Here is a 19,118-nt window from a genome sequence, read left to right on the forward strand (position 1 = left end):
CGGTATGGCGCTTCTTTGTTATTCCATAGGATCTAAATCAAACCTTCGGTTTATAGCTATCTTTATCAAGATCGTGCTTTTTCATCCGTAAATACAGCTTCTTACGAGGAATACCTAAATAATCCGCCACATCACTAACACGACCTGCAAATAAATATAATGCATCCTCAATTAATCGGCGCTCATATTCATCAACTAAGTTGTCCAAAGGGCCTTCTGGTGGAATAATAGCTCTATGTTGTTCACTATCCACCATCTTCACAATACCTACCGCATACAATTCAGCCACATTTCGTAACTCTCGAATATTACCCGGCCAATCATAACGTTTTAAAATATCAAGATAATTACGATCAATCTTCGGTACCGCAATACCAAGTCGCTGCGCACTTTGTCTCAAAAACGCTCTAAATAGCGGAATAATATCAGGGCGTCTCGCACTTAGCGGAGGCAATGAAAAAGTGATTTGTGAAAAATAGTAATAAAATTCAGGGATTAACCGCCCTTCTGTTACCAATTGCTGTGTATTATTTTCTAAAATTGCAATCGTTCTAAAATGGCGCTTTCCTTGGCGTTCCATATCTAACAAATAAGAACTTAACCAGCGTTGTGCTTCTGAGGATAAATCATAAGGAGAACGCAAAATCAGCGTTCCTACTTCATCCGCTTCAATTTGAGCAATAACCTGTTTAATATCAGATAAATTCTGGCAATCCACAGTTTGGATCGCTTTATCGCTGTGCGGGCTTAACTCATGTAAGAGTTGAGCAAGAAGGTGACGCCCTGTTCCCATCTCGCCTTCTATCATTAAGTCTTTATCGATATCGGCAATTTGTTGTACTTGCTCCCTAATCGCAGTGATTTGTGCGCTATCACCCACTAATCGCTCTTGAGTTGTGCTGATTACCGCATTTCTAAGGGCAAGAATAGACTGTCGTTCTTTATGTGCTTTTGCCACCAACTCTAAGAATAATGGCGGATTAATTGGCTTTTCAATAAAGTCATAAGCGCCTTTTTTTACTGCCTCAACAGCCAGCGGTATATCGCCATGCCCAGTGATCATAATAACTGGGATACGAGGATCAATGTGTTTAATACGTTCAAGCACTTCCATACCATTCATTGCTGGCATATAGATATCGAGCACAACAGCACCCTGCCACTCTGGTGTTAAAAGGCTAAGTGCTTTTTCAGGCGAATCAGTTACTCTGGCAACCATACCCGCGAGGTTAAGCAAATGACGATAAGATTCAAGTATATCTTCGTCATCATCAATTAATAGAACATCAATATCAGGCATGAGTGATTGTGTCATCAGTAAACTCCAAAACAACCATAGCGCCACCGTTTAACGCTGAGGCCAAATAAATTTCATAACCAAACCGTTGCATAATAGAACGGCAAATGGATAACCCTAACCCAAGCCCCACATCTTTTGTTGTGGTAAACGGGGTAAATAGTTTTGGTAAAACAGCAGAATTGAACCCTTTTCCACTATCCGCGATCCCCACTAATTTCCTTTTAGGATCAGCAGATAAGAGATCGATAGTGATCTGACTTTCACCAATACCCGCAATGGCGTCCATCGCATTAACAAATAGATTAACCAAAACTTGCTCGATTTGAGTCGGGTCAGCACAAATGGTTAATTCATCAGGAATATTATTCGTAATGATGCACTGCTCTCGCTTGGAACGAGACTCTACCAGCACCATCGCACTTTCCACCAGCTCTTTTAATGGTGCTGATACAAAACTAATTTCAGATGATGATTTACGAGAGAAATTACGCAATGCTGTAATGATTCGATTCATTCGCGCGCAAAGCTTTTCAATACGCTCTATAGAATCAGGCAATTGATCGTATTTTTCCATCTGCATGGTCAGTTTTGCGCTATACAAATAGGTATTAATTGCAGAAAGAGGCTGATTAAGTTCATGCGCAAGACTTGTCATTGCTTGGCCTACAACCGCCATTTTAGCGGCTTGCACCAACTCTTCTTGCGTTTGAATTAAGTGTTTTTGTGCTTGTTCACGACGCACAATCTCTTCATTTAATTGCTGATTCTTATCCTGCAGATCTTGAGTTTTTAATGCCACCAGCCTTTGAAGCTCTAATCGACTTAACTCTTGGCGCGTAATATCCGTGATAGTAACAATATATTTATGTTCATCTTTATGCGGATACTCTCGAATATTAAATTGTAAAAAATGTGGCTCACCTGCTTTTACCATGCGAATAGTACATTCACTCTGCCCTAAACGGTAAAGCTGACTGGTTGAGCTAAATTGCGCTTTAAGCATTGTGCTCGCCTCACCGCTAAATAGTAACCAAAGCGGCTTATTACTTTGCTCTTTTCCTGTTCCTAATAACGTTGCCGCACTTGGATTAACTGTTTCCATCCTGCCATCGTGGTGACAGGTAATTAAACTCGCATCAGTGTTATTAATAAGATTTAACGCATTACTAGCTTCAACTTCTTTCATTTGACGCCAAAATCTACGAAGTCGCCGACTTAATAGACCAATTTCGTCTTGTCCTTCAATCAATACAGGCTCGGTTAAATTACCTTTGGCAACATGCGCTAAGTCATCACTTAGTTTATTCAATCTTGCGATAAGTCTTCTATCAATTAAGATTTTCATCACAATAATACTGAGTAATAAAGAAGCGACAATGATCGCTACAATAACAATTTTCCCTGTTGCCATCAGTTTACGGGTATTGCCATTGAGTTTATTTAACACTTCACTGGTCGCCAACACATTACCACTTACGGCATTATCAAACTGAGATAACTTTTCATTTAATTCAGGGGTTAATGCTTTAAGCTTTTTTTCGTTTTCTACATCATCAATCAGTGTTTGATAAATATCACCATCATAACGAGTGATAGAAATAATCTCTTGTAATACCTGTCGGTGAGCAATGGTTGACGGATAGCTTTTTAGTTTCTGATTTAACGAAATAATTTCATCAATTTTGACACTGATATAGTGAAAAGCGACATCAATATCACGGCTATAACGTTGATGAGCAATTTCTTCAACTAAACCAATTAATTCATTCTCAGTGGTAAATAATTCTTGTAATAACGTTGATTCTAATAACAGTTGTAAGCTATTTTCCTGCACATTTTTTTCATTGAGCATTTGGCTGACATGCCACTCAATTTCATTAAGTAGCGGTTTAATATCTTCACCAACAGCATCATGCATCCAAGCCAATTGTCCCAATAATTGAGCAAGGCGATTCTCTAATTCACGTCGTTTATCGAGTAATACATCTTGTTGATAAATGAGCTCTGATAATTCATCGACAAGTTGAGTATAAAAATCACGTTGCGGTGTTTGTTCAATAGGGAATTCACGTAAATTATCTAATAACTGATGAATTTCCTGCTGTTGTTGCTCTGAAACTGATTTTCTCTGTGTCTGCTCTCGCTCTTTTAATAGCATTTGTAAATTGGTGCTATAACGCTCCATATTATAGCTGGTGGTTAACATCGGTAGAGACTCTCCCACTGACGCATTAATTTGTGTCGCCAGCTTTCCCCACATAAAAAAGATAACCACACCAATCAATAAGGTGAGTAAAGAACTAAAGATAAACGCCATATACAGGCGTCTACCTAGTTTGCCAAATTGTTTAGGCACTAATAATTTCATCCGTAATACCTTTCATAAAAACAGCGCTTCCTGCTGTATATCTGAACCACAAGGCGGTTAGGGTGATTTTGTTTCTTTCAATAAAACCAGTGCTTGTTCAAGCCTTTCAGCTTCTAATGTACGCCATTGATATAGCACAGCTAACGCTTGATCAGAGTATTCACGCTGATCGGCTTCCTTCATAAATAACGCTTGTAATGTCGGTGAATTAGCCTCTTTTTCACTAATAAGCACTGAACTTGCTATTTTTCGTGCTTTACTGATCGCAGAAATACGTTCTGGGGTTTTATTTTCCTGTCTTTCTGCTTCATGGATATCATTCCAAACTTGGCGCATTAAAGGAAAATTATGCGTGATCATTTGATCAAATAACGCATTAACCACTTCACTACGACGATAAGCCTCATTGCTGTTTAAAATAAACTCTGTGTTATTAGCAAGTTCATCGTTATTACCTAAGATCTCTTTGCTTAATGGGATCTTTGCCATATCACTCTTATAGATGATCTCTTGTCCTTCATCCGATAAAAGAAAGGCAATAAATTTGGCCGCGGTGTCTCTTTTACTGCTTTCTGCCACAATGGCGACATAAGCCGGCAAAATAATCGATTTATCAAAATAGCTAAACTCAACAAAATCAAAGCGTTTTTGATGGTTAAAAGCGTAGTTATCAATAATTGGCCCAGCACCGACAATACCTCTGGCAATAGCATCACTAACACGTGAACTACGTGCGGAAATGGAAGAAAGATTACCACTGGTTTCTAGTAAGATCTGCCATCCTCGCTCCCAGCCATACTCTTGTAGCACATTTTCCACCATCAATTGCATCGTGCCAGAGTTCGCTGGTGTGGTCATGGTTAAGTGCCCTTGATAAATCGGATCACTTAAATCAATCCAGCTTTTCGGTGCAGGAAGTCCCAACTTTTGCAAGTATTGTGTATTGCTCATAATACCAATGCCGGAATAACCAACTGTGGTTATTTTATCGTTTAAGATATCACTGTGACGCATCAACCATTTTGGCGTTTCATACTTAACAGGTAATCGCGCCAGTAGCCCTTCTCTATCTAGATGATGAAAAAAGTTAGCCGAGGACGACATCACAATATCAACAGGCTGTGTGGGATATTGTTTCATCATACGTGTTGCTATTGCGACACGACGATAAACCACTTGCACTTTGGTATCAGGATAACGTGCACTAAAAGCTTCTGTGAGTGGTCGCATTGGTGTATCTGAAAGCGTCGTCAATATAACAAGTGGCTGCTCATCACTACGCACTGGTGTGATAAACAGCCAACTAAACAATAAACAGACGAGGCTTAGTGTTATTTTTATTCTCATGACATACCCCTGGTTTTGTTTTGAATAAACATAAAAATGTGTCGAACTTCAAACTTCTGATATTTAGCAATATTTATTATTTTGGGCTAATGAGTCCTTAATGACCCATTTACAACAATGATACGACGATATCTTCACTCATTTTTAAACCAACGCCTAATAGCGATGTTACAAATTTGACTCACCGATTCAGCCGAATGTGTCATCGATGACTCAAATTCCGTGTTTTGCACCAAGATGACCTAAATGAATAGCATCAGCTCTGAAAACCAAAATCAGCTTCAGACATGAATAATATTCGGAGTCATCTCTATGCTAAGTTTCTTTAAAACCAGAAAGGATCTACCGCTAATAGAAGCGTCAAGTGAAAAGATCCGCGCAATATATAAAAAGCACCAATGGCAGGTCTTCTTTGGTCTTGTTCTTGGTTATGCCATGTTCTATGTGGTTCGTATGGCACTCAGTGTGGTGAAAAAACCTATGCTGGATGCAGGTATCGTAACCACCGCTGAACTCGGTTTAATGGGTTCTGCGTTCTTCTTTACCTACGCATTTGGTAAGTTCTCTAACGGCTTCTTGTCGGATTATGCCAATATTGGACGCTTTATGTCCATCTCGTTAATTGCCTCATCCTTCATTTGTATTTTTATGGGGATGTCAACCGCGAGCCTGTTCTTTATCCTGTTATGGGGTATTAACGGTTGGTTCCAATCTGTTGGTTCAGCGCCTTCTTGTGTCTCTATCTTCCAGTGGTTCTCACCAAAGCAACGCGGTACGGTTTATTCCATCTGGGGTGGCTCGCGTAATATTGGTGAAGCAATTACCTGGATCTTGACTGCAACCATAGTGAGCTTCTTCGGCTGGCGTGCAGGTTTTATCGGTGCAGGTATCGCAGGTATTGCTGCGGGTATCATCTTACTGATGATTTTAAAAGACCGTCCTCGTACTTATGGCTTACCTGATCCAGCAACTGCGTATGGCGAAGAATCAGAAGCGATTAAATCAAGTGATCCTAAAGAAACTCGTCGCGCTCAGTTATTCGTATTAAAACAACCAACAGTGTGGATCATCGCAGCGGCTTGTGCGGCTATGTATATCTCTCGCTACGCAATCAGTTCATGGGCAGTCCTTTACCTACAAGGTTCAAAAGGTTACTCACTGATTGATGCAGGTTTCGCCATGTCTACTTACCCAATCGCGGGTTTCTTCGGCGCAATCTTAGCGGGTATGGCTTCTGACAAACTGTTTAATGCTAACCGTCATATTCCAACACTAATTTACGGTATCGCCAACATCGCAGGTTTTGCGCTGATGTTCTGGGGTCCACAAAGCCGTGTTATGGATGCTGTTGCACTAAGTATGGTTGGTTTTGCAATGGGCGGTCTGGTTGTGTTCCTAGCAGGTTTAACCGCTTGTGACCTGATGCCGAAAAACGCAGTAGGTGCAGTAAAAGGCTTTATCGGACTGTTTGCTTATATTGCAGCATCCGCTCAAGAACTGATTTCGGCATCACTGATTAAAGTGACTCAAGTTGGCGATATCACTAACTACGACTTCACCACAGTGCAGTATTTCTGGATTGGTTCTGCCATCGTTTCCATGATTTTAGCAACGCTAGTCTGGAATGCGAAAAAAGTTACTATTTAAATTAATAAATTAAGTTGTCACTGAGGGATGCCATAAAGCATCCCTCCTTAAAAAGAGAATGTCATTATGCGTAAGACAAAAATTGTTGCGACTCTTGGCCCAGCTAGCTGCTCAGAACAGATGATTGAAAAGCTGATTTTGGCAGGCGCTAACGTATTTCGTTTAAACTTTTCACATGGCACTAGCGAACAGCATCAAACAACAGCCGCAACTATCCGTCAGGTCGCAGAAAAACATCGTATATTCATCGGGATCTTAGCTGACCTGCAAGGCCCAAAAATTCGTATTGCCAATTTTAAACATGATTCAGTTCAATTAAAACAAGGTGATAGCTTTATTCTAAATGCTGATTTAGACAGCACATTAGGCGACGAGCAACAAGTTGGATTGGATTACCCACAACTTGTTCAGGAAGTCACACCAGGGAATATTCTGTTACTTGATGATGGTAATATTCAATTACAAGTCAGTGCCGTAAATAATAATAAAATAGAGACTGTCGTTACTGTTGGTGGAAAATTATCTAACCGTAAAGGAATTAACTTACTCGGTGGTGGTTTATCTGCACCTGCATTAACAGAGAAAGACAAACAAGACATACACACAGCAGCCGCTATTCAAGCAGATTACATTGCCGTTTCATTCCCTCGTAATGGTGCGGATATTGAATATGCCCGTGATTTAGTAATAGCAGCAGGAAGTCACGCCAAAATCGTTGCTAAAGTTGAGCGCGCAGAAGTGGTTTCTTGTGAAGAAAATATGGATGACATTATTAAAGCATCCGATGTCATTATGGTAGCACGAGGTGATCTCGCCGTTGAAATCGGTGATGCCAGCTTACCAGGCGCACAAAAACAACTAATTGCACGTTGTCGCGCATTAGGTTGCCCTGTCATTACTGCAACTCAAATGATGGAATCGATGATTGAAAGCCCAATGCCAACCCGTGCCGAAGTAATGGATATCGCGAATGCTGTTGGTGATGGCACTGATGCTGTAATGCTTTCCGCTGAAACTGCGGCAGGAAAATACCCAGTCGAGGCGGTTAGTGCAATGGCGCGTGTTGCTGAAGGAGCCGAACGCTCTTTTGCAGCTAATGCTGAAAACCCATGGCAATCACCGTCTTACTATTCACAAACTGGTCGTTGGATTGCTCTGGCTGCTGCGACAACCGCCTTCCATGATGACAAACATTTAAGCGTTGCCGCATTAACAGAAAACGGCAAATCAGTGACCTTATTGTCACGCTTTATGCCAAACAACAACGTATATGCATTAACAGATAATCCAGCACTTGCGGGTCAGCTCACCGTATTACGCGGTGTAACACCAGTTGCTTATCAACGTCATAACAATAGTGATTGTGATGAAAGCATCATGCAAAAACTGCAAGCAGAAGGATTATTAACAGACATGAATTCACTCTTAATCACCCGTTTATCAACCTTTGAAAAAACCGGTGAAAGCGATTGCTGTCATCTTGTTCCTGTAAAACAAGTTGAAGCAGCAACAGCTTGAGTGTCTTCCATCAAGGGGCTTATGAGAGAGGCAACCTGAAGTAAATAACAAGAAAAAGAGCACACCAAAATCATTTTAGCCACAAGGATTGTGGCTATTTTTCTTTTTTATTCATCGCAAGGATAGGCATCTTGTAATGCGGCAATATAAACTAGCTCTATTGATGTATCTTTATATTTTTGCTTAGCAATAGGATATTTATCAAGATAAGCATCAATATGCTTTACCATAAAATCGCCATTTTGTATGACTTTTTTGGGTGGACAATAAAGTGGCTTAAAATCATTACCTTCATTATGCAATCTTACTGACACTGCATAAAAATTAAATCCATTCGCAATACCGTTCAGGTACGCTTGTGTCACCGATTCTAGTTGTTTATTAGAAGGATGATCTAAGGCTAATAATCGTTTTACCTCAAGATAACCGCTTAATGTTACTGCCTGCGAATACAGAGGGAATAGCAATAACATTCCTATTAACCCTTTTAATAACATTCCTTTTTTCATGCTAACTTTCTCTTTAGCCAATATAGATTTATTTCATTGTAGTCGGTTTATTGCATTAAGAATATGTGCAACGAATATATACATTGAAGATCTTTTAGAAGATCTCATTGTACAAATTAGACTCATCAATTTGTGATCGCAAACTCATTTAGGATGGTTTCTAAACTAATTAGTCGTTTTATACTTTACAAAGTAAATAAAACGGTGCATAACTATCAAACACAGACGATTTTATATAAAAAAAACATCTTTTAGTTTTGTTTCTAAACAAATGGAGTAGTAACGTGACACCGAACGTACCCAATACATTACGGCAAATGAATGCCTCGCTTGTATTAAATGTCATTCGTCATCAAGGTCCTTTGTCACGGGCTCAGATAGCCAAAATTAGCGGGATTACAAAAGCGACGGTGTCTGAAATTATTAACGATCTCCTTGAAGAAAAAATCGTTTATGAAAGTGGTGTCAGTTCGCCAGCAGGACAAGGCAGAAAAGGTATTTTAGTTAACTTCGATCCTCAACACAGTTTAGGTGTCAGCATTGATTTAGGCGGAACCAAAATCGCCTATGCGGTTTTTAACTTAGATGCCGAATTGTTGTATGAATATCAAGAGCCTACCTTTGATACTGACGATCGTAAGCACTTTATTACGCAATTTGCACAAAGTATTGAAAATGTGATCGAAAAAAGCGGCGTAGACCGTCAAAAGATCAATGTTATCGGTGTCGCCACACCAGGGATCATCGATATCAAAAATGGTGTTGTACTAGAGGGCTCTCCTAATTTACCTCAATGGGATAATTTGCCTTTAGCACAACAGCTTACAGAAAAACTCAATGTACCCGTTGTACTCGAAAATGATATTCGTGCAGCACTTGTGGGTGAAATGTGGAAAGGCCGTTGTCGTCATACACATAGTTGTGCGCTGATTGGTATCGGCACAGGATTAGGCTCCGCCTTGCTGATGGATGGAAAAGTTATCCGCGGTGCAAACAATGCAGCTGGTGAAATCGGCTACATGATGTTTGCGCGTGACCATCTCTTTCGCAATTGGCGTAACAAAGGATGCTTTGAAAGTTTCTGCTCTGGCTCAGGTTTAAGTGAGCGCATGGCAAACTTACGAGGAGAAAATCTTAGTGCAATTGAGATTATTCAAGCCTCACAACAAGGCGATCCTCTGGCTCAATCCTTAGTTGAGGAAATGGCAGATTATCTTGCTATTGGCATTATGAACTTAGTCGCCATTGCAAATCTGGAAAAAGTGGTATTAACAGGCGGGATCACTCGCTCTGCTGACACCTTTTTACCGCGTGTTCAGGCAAATCTAGATAGACATTTATTTGCTAACACCAAAGTGAATATCGAGCTGTCTGAATTATGGGAAAAAGGCCCGCTTTATGGCATTGCCATTCTTGCCTTGGCTACGGTTTATCCATCAATTCAATTTATGCCCGAGATCCAACTGAGATAACCCTAATAAAAAAGCACCTAAACGAGATGGGAGCAACTCATGGCAGGAATACATCTTCACCCACATGATATTTTAGACGAAGGTATGTCCGCTATACTTCAACGCCTTGATGGCATGAAGCATGTCGAGCATTTATTTGTCGAAATTAATACCATTTTTGAACGTAACCCTTACCCTGTTGGTGATTTACCTCATAACCCTATTCATAATGTGGTTATGGGAACAGGTACACTACACATCAACACTCATACTGATTTCCCTCGTCTGAGCCAACGTGTTGATCCAACCATTTTAGCGGGTGCCGATCCGCTAATGACGATAAAAAAAGCTACTGATGGCGGAAAATATAAAGTCATTCCATGGGCTAATATTCTTAATGGCGATTTCACCGGGGATGTAGAAAACAATCAGGTTGTGGATTTTAAAGGTCGTCCGCAAGCACATTGGCTCTGTCCTAACGCCCCTGATGTCGCTCAATTGTGGCAAAAGACATTCACAGCATTAAAACAAAACTACGGTTATGACACCTTTTTAATTGACAGAATTCGTTTCCCTGATTGGGCAGGTAAAGAAGTGAATCCAGCAGGATTATTTACCTGTTTTTGCCCTCACTGTGAAAAAAAAATGGTACAGCAAGGTTTACCTGTTAATGAGATCAAACAGCGTCTGGCGGCTTTAGCTGATTCATTGAAACAAGGGGATTTCGAAACACCTGTTAGCGCATTAAAAGAAGAACCTTTGTTAAAAGCGTGGCAAGTATTTCGCCAACAAAGTGTGACTCAATTAGTTGAAAAATTACTGTCTGATGCCAAACAAACTGCGGGTGGTATTACGTTATGGCTTGACTTATGGCCACCAGCTTATAGTTGGATCTTAGGTCAAAATTATCATGAATTAACCCGTTATTCTTCAACACTCAAACATTTCCCTTATCATAAATTAGGGGGAGGTGCAGATGTTCAAGGGTTAATTAATCATTTTGCCCATGATAACGAAAGCCAAGAGCGTGCATTTACTGCGTTCAAACGCTTATTTGAATTACCTTATGATATTTCATACGAAACCTTTAAACAGCAAGGTTTTCCTATTCACTTTGTTGCAGAACAAAATAATAAAGTTCGCCAGCTTTCACAGCCAAATACCTTTATTTATAGCGGTATTCAAATGTGGAATTTACCTGCCTCTCAATTAATTGAAGCGGTTATTGCAGCAGAAGAAAGTGCTTGTGATGACTTACTTTATTATTGCTATGGATGGGCAACTCAAGAATTATTTGATGCCATTGGCGAACACAATACACCTAACAATAACGCCTATAACAACACGATTAAAGAATAATACACCGCGGAAAATCAGGATAAAATTATGGCTAAACAACAAAAATGGAAAGTCTTTTTCCTTCTGTTTGTCACGATGTTTTTACTCGGTGGCATTCAAAATACAAAAGGGCTTATTCTCGAACAAGTTCAACATGATATTTCATTAAATATGAGCCAAGTTGGCTCATTAATTACCTTTTTCCAAATCGGTTTTTTAATTGCCAGTTTATTAACAGGCTATTTTACCGATAAGAAAGGGTTAAAAGTCATGATGTTTATTGGCTCACTGATGATGGCTGTTGGCTTAACAGGAACCAGCCTTGCTTTTAATGTGATGCTATTTTTTGGCTTTTATCTGGTTATTGGATTAGGTATTGGCTCGATGCTTGTCTCTATCGTGACCGTTATTCCGACTTTCTATAAAGAGAAAGCTGGCATGATGTTTAACGTCTCCAATGCAATGTTTGGCGTAGGGATGATTGTCACTCCACTAATTTTACAATATCTATTTTCACACTCTATTTCATGGCGTACTTTTTATGTAGGTGTTGCCGTTATTGTTGCGGTCATTATTCTCGTATTAAGTACATTAAAAATAGAAAACAGCGCACAAGTTGATATGAAATTCAGTGACTTTTTAGAGTTACTGACACAAAAATCGCTATTATTAGTTATCTTATTTATTACGCTGTATGTTGCTGCTGAAGCCGCTTTCTTAAACTTCTTCCCTATCTTCTATACCTCTATGGATATTGGAAATATGAGTAGCGCACAAAAAGCAGAAACCGCCGCTTACGTGATTTCTAGTTTTGCTTTCTTATTTACTATCGGTCGCTTTATTGGTGGCTTTATTAACCTTGCACTGGGTGATCGCAAAACATTGATTTTATTTTCACTGTTCTCGCTTATTGCCATTATTGTTAGCCGTATCTTTGTGCAAGATATTGTTTATCTGTTTATGGTATTTGGTTTTGCATTATCTGTTCTATTTCCAACAGCCGCAGCGGTTGCCACAAAATTAACCAGTAAAAGTGGCTCGGTGATGGGACTTATTTATGTGGCTTCAGGATTGGGCGGTGCATTAGCCGGTTCATTAATCGGTCAGGTTTCAGAAAGCTATAATGTTTCTGTTGGCTTTAACCTAATTATTGTATTCGTCGCTCTCTTCTTTATTATTTCTCTGTTTATTAGAGAACAAAAACAATAACAACAACCGTTATGCCTCTGAAATTTACCCCTCTCTATGAGGGGTTTTTTATTTCTATCACCCTATCTTCGCAATCTATATTCTCTTTTATTCTGTTGATTTTTTCACCATCGCCCTAATAATAGTATTTATATTCACTGTTAAAATAGGAGAATATGATGGCAAGTGGATGGGCTAATGATAGTGCTGTTCAAGAGCAAATAGATGCCACCATTGATGATGCAATTGCAAGAGCTCGCAACCAAATGGCACATGGTGAAAGTGCAGAGTTTTGTGATGAATGTGGCGAGCCAATCTCTCCAGCTCGGCAAAAAGCCGTTCCTGGTGTACGTTATTGTTTAAACTGCCAAGACGCTATTGATAAAAAGAATAATGCCTTTAGTGGGTATAATCGCCGTGGTAGTAAAGATAGCCAACTCAGATAATCTGCAATTGTTATCATATAAAATAAAAACTGTACCTTAATACGAGTTTTCTCGATTAAAGTACAGTTTGTTTTATTTAATCAAACAATGATTTAATTAGATTTTCGCAGCCTTTTTTGAGCTCATATTTTGACTCATTTCGGTTAAAATCTTCATAAAATTGTCAATATGTGCACGTTCAGTATTTGGATTCATAAATACCGCTTTTTCACCTGGAAGATAAACGTAACGGTTATTTTTCGCATATTTTGAGCAAGCAATAGAATCTACCCAGTTAGTAAATAATCCGTCTCTACCACGTTGTAAGAAAAGTTTTCTATGCCACTGTGTGTTATGAACCATAAAGTCATATGCTTCTTTATCTGTAGAGCACGTTAACTCTAAATCAAAAGCAACATTAGGATCTTTCACTAGGTTTGGATCATACAGTTTAAAACCAACACTTGGGCCTTGGTTTTGCGGTACAATCACTTTCGCATTACCCATCTCTAACAACTGATGGCGCATGTAGTTCGCGTTTTGCAAACAGTGGGCAATAATGGTTTGGTAACCTTCAATCCCCATATAGTGCATTGCAGAATAAGCACCAAAGATACCCACACCACTACGTGTACATTCAATAGTAGATTGTAAGTGAGTCTGCCCTTCTAATTCATGCTCAAAATAGGTGAAGTTTTCTGGATCGTTTTCCAGTGCCACGAAGTCATTGCCATTTTTCACCAATACTAAACTTGAGGTATAAGGTACATAGCCCCATTTATGGAAGTCGATAGTAATGGAGTCGGCATATTTCAGATGTTTAAATTTCTCAACGTTCTGACGTAAGCCTTCTAAGGTAACATCATTAATTGCCAGTGGATTACTGCTGAAATCATATTCTAAGAAGAAGATAATAGGCCAGCCCACAGCGGCATCAACGTGAACATGAGGCTTAACAGGGATCTCGAACTCTTCACATAAACGATCACGTAACTCACAAACCCCTTTCACATCATCCACACCAAAGGTGTCTGTTGTTCCTGTGGTTAACATGATAGTGGGTACTTTGCATTTAACAGTAAAGCACGCTCTTAACTCACGCTCTAAGTGTTCTAAATTAATGGTGTTATCTTCAGATACTTTAATACGGATAGTTTTGTTATCAACATCAACCCCCAACAGTGCAAGGTTAGTCATGTTTGAATAGTGACCGCCTTGGGAGTTAATGATGCGATAATCTTGATCTGCTGCCATACCTAAATGTTTAGAATTAGGCATAGATTTGCGTAATCCAAAGAGATAACCATATAAGTTACACATGGTGCCGCCTTGAGTGAACACACCTGAGGCAACTTCAGGATCGTAACCAACCAATTTAGCGACTTTTTTTATCGTCACTTTTTCTAATGCATCAGCAACACCAGAATATTCGCAATACACCATGTTAGGGTTGCCCATTAACCCTAAGATTGAACCATAAACACCTGGATCACTTGGCATTGCAATCACGTTTTCAACAGCTAATGGATTTTCCCAGTTTTTACACAGAGTTGAAACTAACATGAGTAGCTCATTAGGATCGTTTTCTGGGTAATTAATATGTTGCTGGATTTGCGTATCCGCCATTAAACGTTCAAATATTTGTGGCCCATTAGAATAACGCTGTAATTGGTCATTATCATTAGTTGTGGTTTTTCTAAACTGTGTAATCGATTGGATTGTTTTATCCTGAAATATCGGCCAATACTTCGGATCTCGGCTGAAAAAGTGAGCAATAACGTCGTGGTATTTCTTCTCAAATTCCGCGTTTAGAATGTTAGCAGAAGATAGACCTAATAAATCTTGATTTTTCACTATATTCTCCAAATAGAAACCGACAATAATTTAATTTAGTTGCATAGCAATACTATACATTTTCTAATTAAATTAGTTAGTGTTCTATGCGATAGCATCTATCTCATAGAACATAACAGGTTTAATAATATTTATTATTAATATCAACAAATTAAGTTGATACGGAAAGTTAAATTTACAGACGCAAATTTTTCATTAATATGCTTATGTGACTGAGATCACAATGAAAATAGAACTATAAATAGAAACAATCACTAACAATACTATTAACTATTTGAAATATAATCAAAATACAATAATAACTAGCTAACCATATGATATCATTAGACTCTCAATTTAATTAATTGTATTAATCTGTTATTTCCGCAATTAGTACAGCTAAAATTACATTAAGTTCAGTTACCACCAATAAAATAAAACTAAAACACTGCTATATTTTCAACAATTAGCAAATTAATTCTAATTTTAACTATTATTAGGTACAAAATATGGGTTAAGGTTAAAATAGAGGGTAGTCATTAATGAAAATATAAAAAAGAAAATAATCACAGATAATAACCCTGCAAATAACAAAAATATTGGTTAAAAATAAAAGATAGTCACCCTGCTAAATAATCAGAATATTTACTCTACATCTTTTGCTTTTTTTGCCGATACTTAAAGTAATAAAGTAGGTAATTAACGGAGAAGACAATATGAAAGCACATATCACTGTTGCTGCTGTATTCGTATTATTATCCGCAAGTGTCTATGCTGAAGAATTTACCTGCCAACTTGAAAATGGTAAGTATGTCAGTGTATTTGCCGAACATGGGAATCCCCCTGTGTATCGCTATGGCACACTTGCTAAAACAGAGATCACACTACCAGTTCCTCAGCAACCTAATAATAATGTCTTTTATGGGCATCAGATGTTTGTTGCTGGTGCATCGACTTATATTCGATTTAAGAATGGAAATTACAGCTACGTTGTTTATGACGGTGAAGGTAGAGGATGGAACTTTAACGGCGTGATTGTTTATAAAGACAATAATATTATTAGTAAAAAAGAGTGCAAAGATCCGTTAACCCCTAGCCTGAATAATCTAAAAAACTACGCTATTAAAATGGATCCTTATTTAGAAACGTATATTTATGCTCCATAGTTTTTAACTTTATTAATTAGACATAAAAAAACCCAATTTTTAAATTGGGTTTTTATTATTTAAATTGACGCTCTAATAATTAATATATTAAGCGCTCCCCTATAACTAATAGCTATATTAAAGAGAATAAATTAAATAATGATTTTAAGGCGTTGAGTTATCTAAATTTCAAAAAGGGCATCGCCGTGATAAGCGTTAAAATCCCATTTTCGCATAATAGTAATGACTTGCTGTATTACCCATTTTGAACCAATATCAAACTCATGTTCAATAGCGCAAGGTATTGCAATACCTGATTTTTTACATTTTATCGTAAAAGAAAAACCTTCTTCTTTTTCTAATATTTTCTGTAAATGATGCTTAATAAATTTTATAAATATAGTTCTAAGTTCATTTAAAGTAATTGGTGGGTTATTACGATTATCATTAAGTCGTTCGACTGCAAAATGGAATGATATTTTTAATTTAGCCCTATCTTCTTGAAGAATTTCATTAATATTTGCAACTAACTGATTTATTTCTTGCTCTGTTATCATATATAGGCAGCCGTGATCTCAGCGAGTTTCTTATTCAATTCTTCATCACTTGTTGCGGTAATCGTACCTACAAATTCCGTATGAGATAAAGTTCCTGTACGTACATCAAACTCATAATTATTAAATGAATCAACCACAACAAATACTTTTGTTATCGGGTTAAAAAAAGATGCACAATTTTGGGCTATGCACATATCAAAGTTCATATTACCCTCCTACTTTGCTATAAAAATGTAGGAATAGAGATCTTCAATCTCATTACCTATGTTATATAGGCTACAAAATACACTATTGATAGTCAAGAAAATAGATAGTGGCAAGCCCAAAAAATAACAACTAACCTATTGATATTAAGTATTTTATTTAAAACTTCTATTTATATTTTTGAGTAAATAGACATAAAAAAACCCAATTCGAAAATTGGGTTTTTATTATTTTTAAGCAACGAAATGTATTGATTAGTCTTCTAGTAACAGAACAGATTCTAATGCAATTTCAATCATTTCATTAAAGGTAGTTTGACGCTCTTCTGCTGTAGTCTGTGTACCTTTTTTGATGTGGTCAGATACAGTACAGATAGTCAGTGCTTTTGCGCCGTATTCCGCTGCAACACCGTAGATACCTGCAGCTTCCATTTCAACACCTAGGATGCCGTATTTTTCCATCACATCAAACATTTCTGGATCTGGAGAATAGAACAGATCAGCAGAGAAGATATTACCTACGCGAACTTTAATGTCTTTCGCTTTTGCTGCATCAACAGCATTTTGAACTAATTGGTAATCTGCAATAGCTGCAAAATCTTGGTCTTTGAAACGCAGACGGTTAACTTTAGAGTCTGTACATGCACCCATACCGATAACAACATCACGTAATTCAACATCTGGTAATACTGCACCACATGAACCCACACGGATAATCACTTTTACGCCAAAATCAGTAATTAATTCTTTTGCGTAAATTGAGCAGGAAGGAATACCCATACCGTGGCCCATTACAGAAACTTTACGGCCTTTATACGTACCTGTAAAACCTAACATACCACGAACATTGTTTACTTGACGGACATCTTGTAAAAAAGTTTCAGCGATGTATTTAGCGCGAAGCGGGTCGCCCGGCATTAAAACGACATCAGCAAAATCGCCCATTTCTGCGTTAATATGAGGGGTAGCCATAATTCTTCCTTTTAATTGATCTTTTTACTATTCAAATATCATTCGGTAGGCATATTGCTATACCTACCGAAGTTAAATTAAAACATTGCTTTACCATAATCGACCGGAGATAAACCGAAGTATTTCACAACAGTTTGGCCGATATCAGCGAAGGTTTCACGATGACCTAATGAACCAGGTTTAACTTTAGGACCATAAACCAGAACAGGAATGTGCTCACGAGTATGATCAGAACCTGGCCAAGTTGGGTCACAACCGTGGTCTGCTGTTAAGATAAGAATGTCATCTTCTTTTACCAGTTCCATTAGTTCTGGTAAGCGACGGTCGAATAATTCCAGTGCTTCACCATAACCGACAACATCACGACGGTGGCCGTAAGAGGAGTCGAAGTCAACAAAGTTGGTGAAAACGATTGTGTTATCGCCCGCGAGTTTCATTTCTTCAAGTGTTGCATCAAACAGTGCATCAATACCTGTTGCTTTCACTTTTTTAGTGATACCTACGTTTGCGTAGATATCAGCAATTTTACCGATAGAAACAACATGACCTTGTTTTTCATCAACCAGTTTTTTCAACATAGTTGGTGCTGGTGGCTCTACGGCTAAATCATGACGATTACCTGTACGGGCGAAGTTACCTGGTTTATCACCAATAAATGGACGCGCAATAACACGACCAATGTTGTAATCACCTTTGTTTAGTTCATCACGAGCAATTTCACACAGCTCATATAATTCGTCTAAACCGTAAGTTTCTTCATGACATGCAATTTGGAATACAGAGTCAGCAGAAGTATAGAAAATCGGTTTGCCGGTTTTCATGTGTTCTTCGCCAAGCTCATCCAAAATAACTGTACCAGATGCGTGACAGTTGCCTAAGTACCCAGGTAATTTTGCACGTTTAACGATATTTTCTAGCAGTTCTTGTGGGAATGAGTTTTTCAACTCTTTAAAGTATCCCCAATCAAACAGAACAGGAACACCTGCAATTTCCCAGTGGCCTGACGGAGTATCTTTGCCAGAAGAGATTTCACTCGCGTAGCCATAAGCACCGATGATATCTGCGTTTTTATCTAAACCAATAGGGAATTTACCTGTTGATTCTTCAGCGGCTTTACCTAAACCTAAACGGCAAAGATTTGGCAAATGAAGTGGGCCTTTACGACCTTCTTTATCTGCTTTACCGTCAGCAAACGCTTGTGCGATATGCCCTAAAGTATCTGAACCTTGGTCACCGAATTTCTCTGCATCACCAGCAGCACCGATACCGAAGGAATCTAATACCATGATATGTACACGTTTCATAATTCTCTCTCCT

The 19,118-nt window shown here is 38.4% G+C and carries 16 protein-coding genes; 7 read left to right on the forward strand and 9 right to left on the reverse strand.

Annotation, left to right across the window (positions count from 1 at the left end; all coding sequences use genetic code 11):
* Window positions 1-37: 37 nt before the first annotated feature.
* Genes LW139_RS17590 through LW139_RS17600 form a run of 3 tightly spaced genes read right to left on the reverse strand, consistent with a single transcriptional unit; the run spans window position 38 to window position 5,015 of the window.
* Window positions 38-1,315 (reverse strand): sigma-54-dependent transcriptional regulator, encoded by a 1,278-nt coding sequence (locus LW139_RS17590; RefSeq protein WP_109410035.1) that lies wholly within the window; start codon window positions 1,313-1,315, stop codon window positions 38-40.
* Entirely contained in the window at window positions 1,293-3,668 is a 2,376-nt protein-coding gene (locus tag LW139_RS17595; RefSeq protein WP_166540069.1) for an ATP-binding protein, read from the reverse strand. The genes LW139_RS17590 and LW139_RS17595 overlap by 23 nt, the downstream gene beginning before the upstream one ends.
* Window positions 3,669-3,725: 57 nt before the next feature.
* Window positions 3,726-5,015 (reverse strand): ABC transporter substrate-binding protein, encoded by a 1,290-nt coding sequence (locus tag LW139_RS17600; protein ID WP_166540070.1) that lies wholly within the window; start codon window positions 5,013-5,015, stop codon window positions 3,726-3,728.
* A 312-nt stretch (window positions 5,016-5,327) separates the two neighbouring features.
* Between LW139_RS17600 and LW139_RS17605 the strand changes: the two genes are divergently transcribed.
* Together LW139_RS17605 and pyk are read left to right on the forward strand one after the other, a co-directional pair.
* Window positions 5,328-6,662 (forward strand): MFS transporter, encoded by a 1,335-nt coding sequence (locus LW139_RS17605; protein WP_166540071.1) that lies wholly within the window; start codon window positions 5,328-5,330, stop codon window positions 6,660-6,662.
* 66 nt (window positions 6,663-6,728) lie between these two features.
* A complete protein-coding gene (gene pyk, locus LW139_RS17610) occupies window positions 6,729-8,180 on the forward strand; it encodes a pyruvate kinase (RefSeq protein ID WP_247850312.1) in 1,452 nt (483 codons plus the stop codon).
* 107 nt (window positions 8,181-8,287) lie between these two features.
* Here pyk and LW139_RS17615 read toward each other — a convergent pair whose 3' ends face one another.
* Entirely contained in the window at window positions 8,288-8,689 is a 402-nt protein-coding gene (locus tag LW139_RS17615; protein WP_166540073.1) for a hypothetical protein, read from the reverse strand.
* Window positions 8,690-8,973: 284 nt separating this feature from the next.
* Between LW139_RS17615 and LW139_RS17620 the strand changes: the two genes are divergently transcribed.
* From LW139_RS17620 to LW139_RS17635, 4 genes are all read left to right on the forward strand, one after another.
* Window positions 8,974-10,161 carry an ROK family transcriptional regulator gene (locus LW139_RS17620; RefSeq protein WP_227336065.1) on the forward strand — a complete coding sequence of 396 codons (1,188 nt, stop codon included), beginning with the start codon at window positions 8,974-8,976 and terminating at the stop codon, window positions 10,159-10,161.
* A 39-nt stretch (window positions 10,162-10,200) separates the two neighbouring features.
* Window positions 10,201-11,499: a hypothetical protein gene (locus tag LW139_RS17625; RefSeq protein ID WP_166540074.1), complete on the forward strand. Its 1,299-nt coding sequence runs from the start codon at window positions 10,201-10,203 to the stop codon at window positions 11,497-11,499.
* A gap of 27 nt (window positions 11,500-11,526) precedes the next feature.
* The gene (locus LW139_RS17630; RefSeq protein WP_072068996.1) at window positions 11,527-12,687 is read left to right on the forward strand and encodes an MFS transporter; all 1,161 of its coding nucleotides are present in this window, start codon (window positions 11,527-11,529) and stop codon (window positions 12,685-12,687) included.
* Between the two features lie 158 nt (window positions 12,688-12,845).
* Window positions 12,846-13,112 (forward strand): DksA/TraR family C4-type zinc finger protein, encoded by a 267-nt coding sequence (locus tag LW139_RS17635; protein ID WP_166540075.1) that lies wholly within the window; start codon window positions 12,846-12,848, stop codon window positions 13,110-13,112.
* 96 nt (window positions 13,113-13,208) lie between these two features.
* On the opposite strand, the gene LW139_RS17640 is transcribed toward LW139_RS17635, so the two are convergent.
* Complete coding sequence (locus LW139_RS17640) at window positions 13,209-14,945, reverse strand: pyridoxal phosphate-dependent decarboxylase family protein (RefSeq protein WP_166540076.1); 1,737 nt, start codon at window positions 14,943-14,945, stop codon at window positions 13,209-13,211.
* Window positions 14,946-15,640: 695 nt separating this feature from the next.
* Here LW139_RS17640 and LW139_RS17645 point away from each other — a divergent pair.
* Window positions 15,641-16,090, forward strand: coding sequence for a hypothetical protein (locus LW139_RS17645; RefSeq protein WP_109410044.1), 450 nt, complete (start codon window positions 15,641-15,643; stop codon window positions 16,088-16,090).
* Between the two features lie 161 nt (window positions 16,091-16,251).
* Here LW139_RS17645 and LW139_RS17650 read toward each other — a convergent pair whose 3' ends face one another.
* From LW139_RS17650 to deoB, 4 genes are all read right to left on the reverse strand, one after another.
* Complete coding sequence (locus tag LW139_RS17650) at window positions 16,252-16,626, reverse strand: hypothetical protein (protein ID WP_166540077.1); 375 nt, start codon at window positions 16,624-16,626, stop codon at window positions 16,252-16,254.
* Window positions 16,623-16,832 (reverse strand): hypothetical protein, encoded by a 210-nt coding sequence (locus tag LW139_RS17655; protein ID WP_109410045.1) that lies wholly within the window; start codon window positions 16,830-16,832, stop codon window positions 16,623-16,625. Before LW139_RS17655 ends, LW139_RS17650 begins: the two co-directional genes overlap by 4 nt.
* A 252-nt stretch (window positions 16,833-17,084) precedes the next feature.
* Complete coding sequence (gene deoD / locus LW139_RS17660) at window positions 17,085-17,801, reverse strand: purine-nucleoside phosphorylase (RefSeq protein ID WP_036934279.1); 717 nt, start codon at window positions 17,799-17,801, stop codon at window positions 17,085-17,087.
* 77 nt (window positions 17,802-17,878) lie between these two features.
* Window positions 17,879-19,105, reverse strand: coding sequence for a phosphopentomutase (deoB, locus tag LW139_RS17665; RefSeq protein ID WP_072069000.1), 1,227 nt, complete (start codon window positions 19,103-19,105; stop codon window positions 17,879-17,881).
* Window positions 19,106-19,118 lie beyond the last annotated feature (13 nt).

The sequence above is a fragment of the Proteus vulgaris genome (assembly GCF_023100685.1).
In the GTDB taxonomy this organism is placed as follows: domain Bacteria; phylum Pseudomonadota; class Gammaproteobacteria; order Enterobacterales; family Enterobacteriaceae; genus Proteus.

Coding starts and splice junctions, on each gene's coding strand:
- LW139_RS17600 (WP_166540070.1), bottom strand. CDS start 5,015: ATGAGAATAAAAATAACACTAAGCCTCGTCTGTTTATTGTTTAGTTGG.
- LW139_RS17595 (WP_166540069.1), bottom strand. CDS start 3,668: ATGAAATTATTAGTGCCTAAACAATTTGGCAAACTAGGTAGACGCCTG.
- pyk (WP_247850312.1), top strand. CDS start 6,729: ATGCGTAAGACAAAAATTGTTGCGACTCTTGGCCCAGCTAGCTGCTCA.
- deoD (WP_036934279.1), bottom strand. CDS start 17,801: ATGGCTACCCCTCATATTAACGCAGAAATGGGCGATTTTGCTGATGTC.
- deoB (WP_072069000.1), bottom strand. CDS start 19,105: ATGAAACGTGTACATATCATGGTATTAGATTCCTTCGGTATCGGTGCT.
- LW139_RS17650 (WP_166540077.1), bottom strand. CDS start 16,626: ATGATAACAGAGCAAGAAATAAATCAGTTAGTTGCAAATATTAATGAA.
- LW139_RS17615 (WP_166540073.1), bottom strand. CDS start 8,689: ATGAAAAAAGGAATGTTATTAAAAGGGTTAATAGGAATGTTATTGCTA.
- LW139_RS17625 (WP_166540074.1), top strand. CDS start 10,201: ATGGCAGGAATACATCTTCACCCACATGATATTTTAGACGAAGGTATG.
- LW139_RS17655 (WP_109410045.1), bottom strand. CDS start 16,832: ATGAACTTTGATATGTGCATAGCCCAAAATTGTGCATCTTTTTTTAAC.
- LW139_RS17605 (WP_166540071.1), top strand. CDS start 5,328: ATGCTAAGTTTCTTTAAAACCAGAAAGGATCTACCGCTAATAGAAGCG.
- LW139_RS17635 (WP_166540075.1), top strand. CDS start 12,846: ATGGCAAGTGGATGGGCTAATGATAGTGCTGTTCAAGAGCAAATAGAT.
- LW139_RS17645 (WP_109410044.1), top strand. CDS start 15,641: ATGAAAGCACATATCACTGTTGCTGCTGTATTCGTATTATTATCCGCA.
- LW139_RS17630 (WP_072068996.1), top strand. CDS start 11,527: ATGGCTAAACAACAAAAATGGAAAGTCTTTTTCCTTCTGTTTGTCACG.
- LW139_RS17590 (WP_109410035.1), bottom strand. CDS start 1,315: ATGACACAATCACTCATGCCTGATATTGATGTTCTATTAATTGATGAT.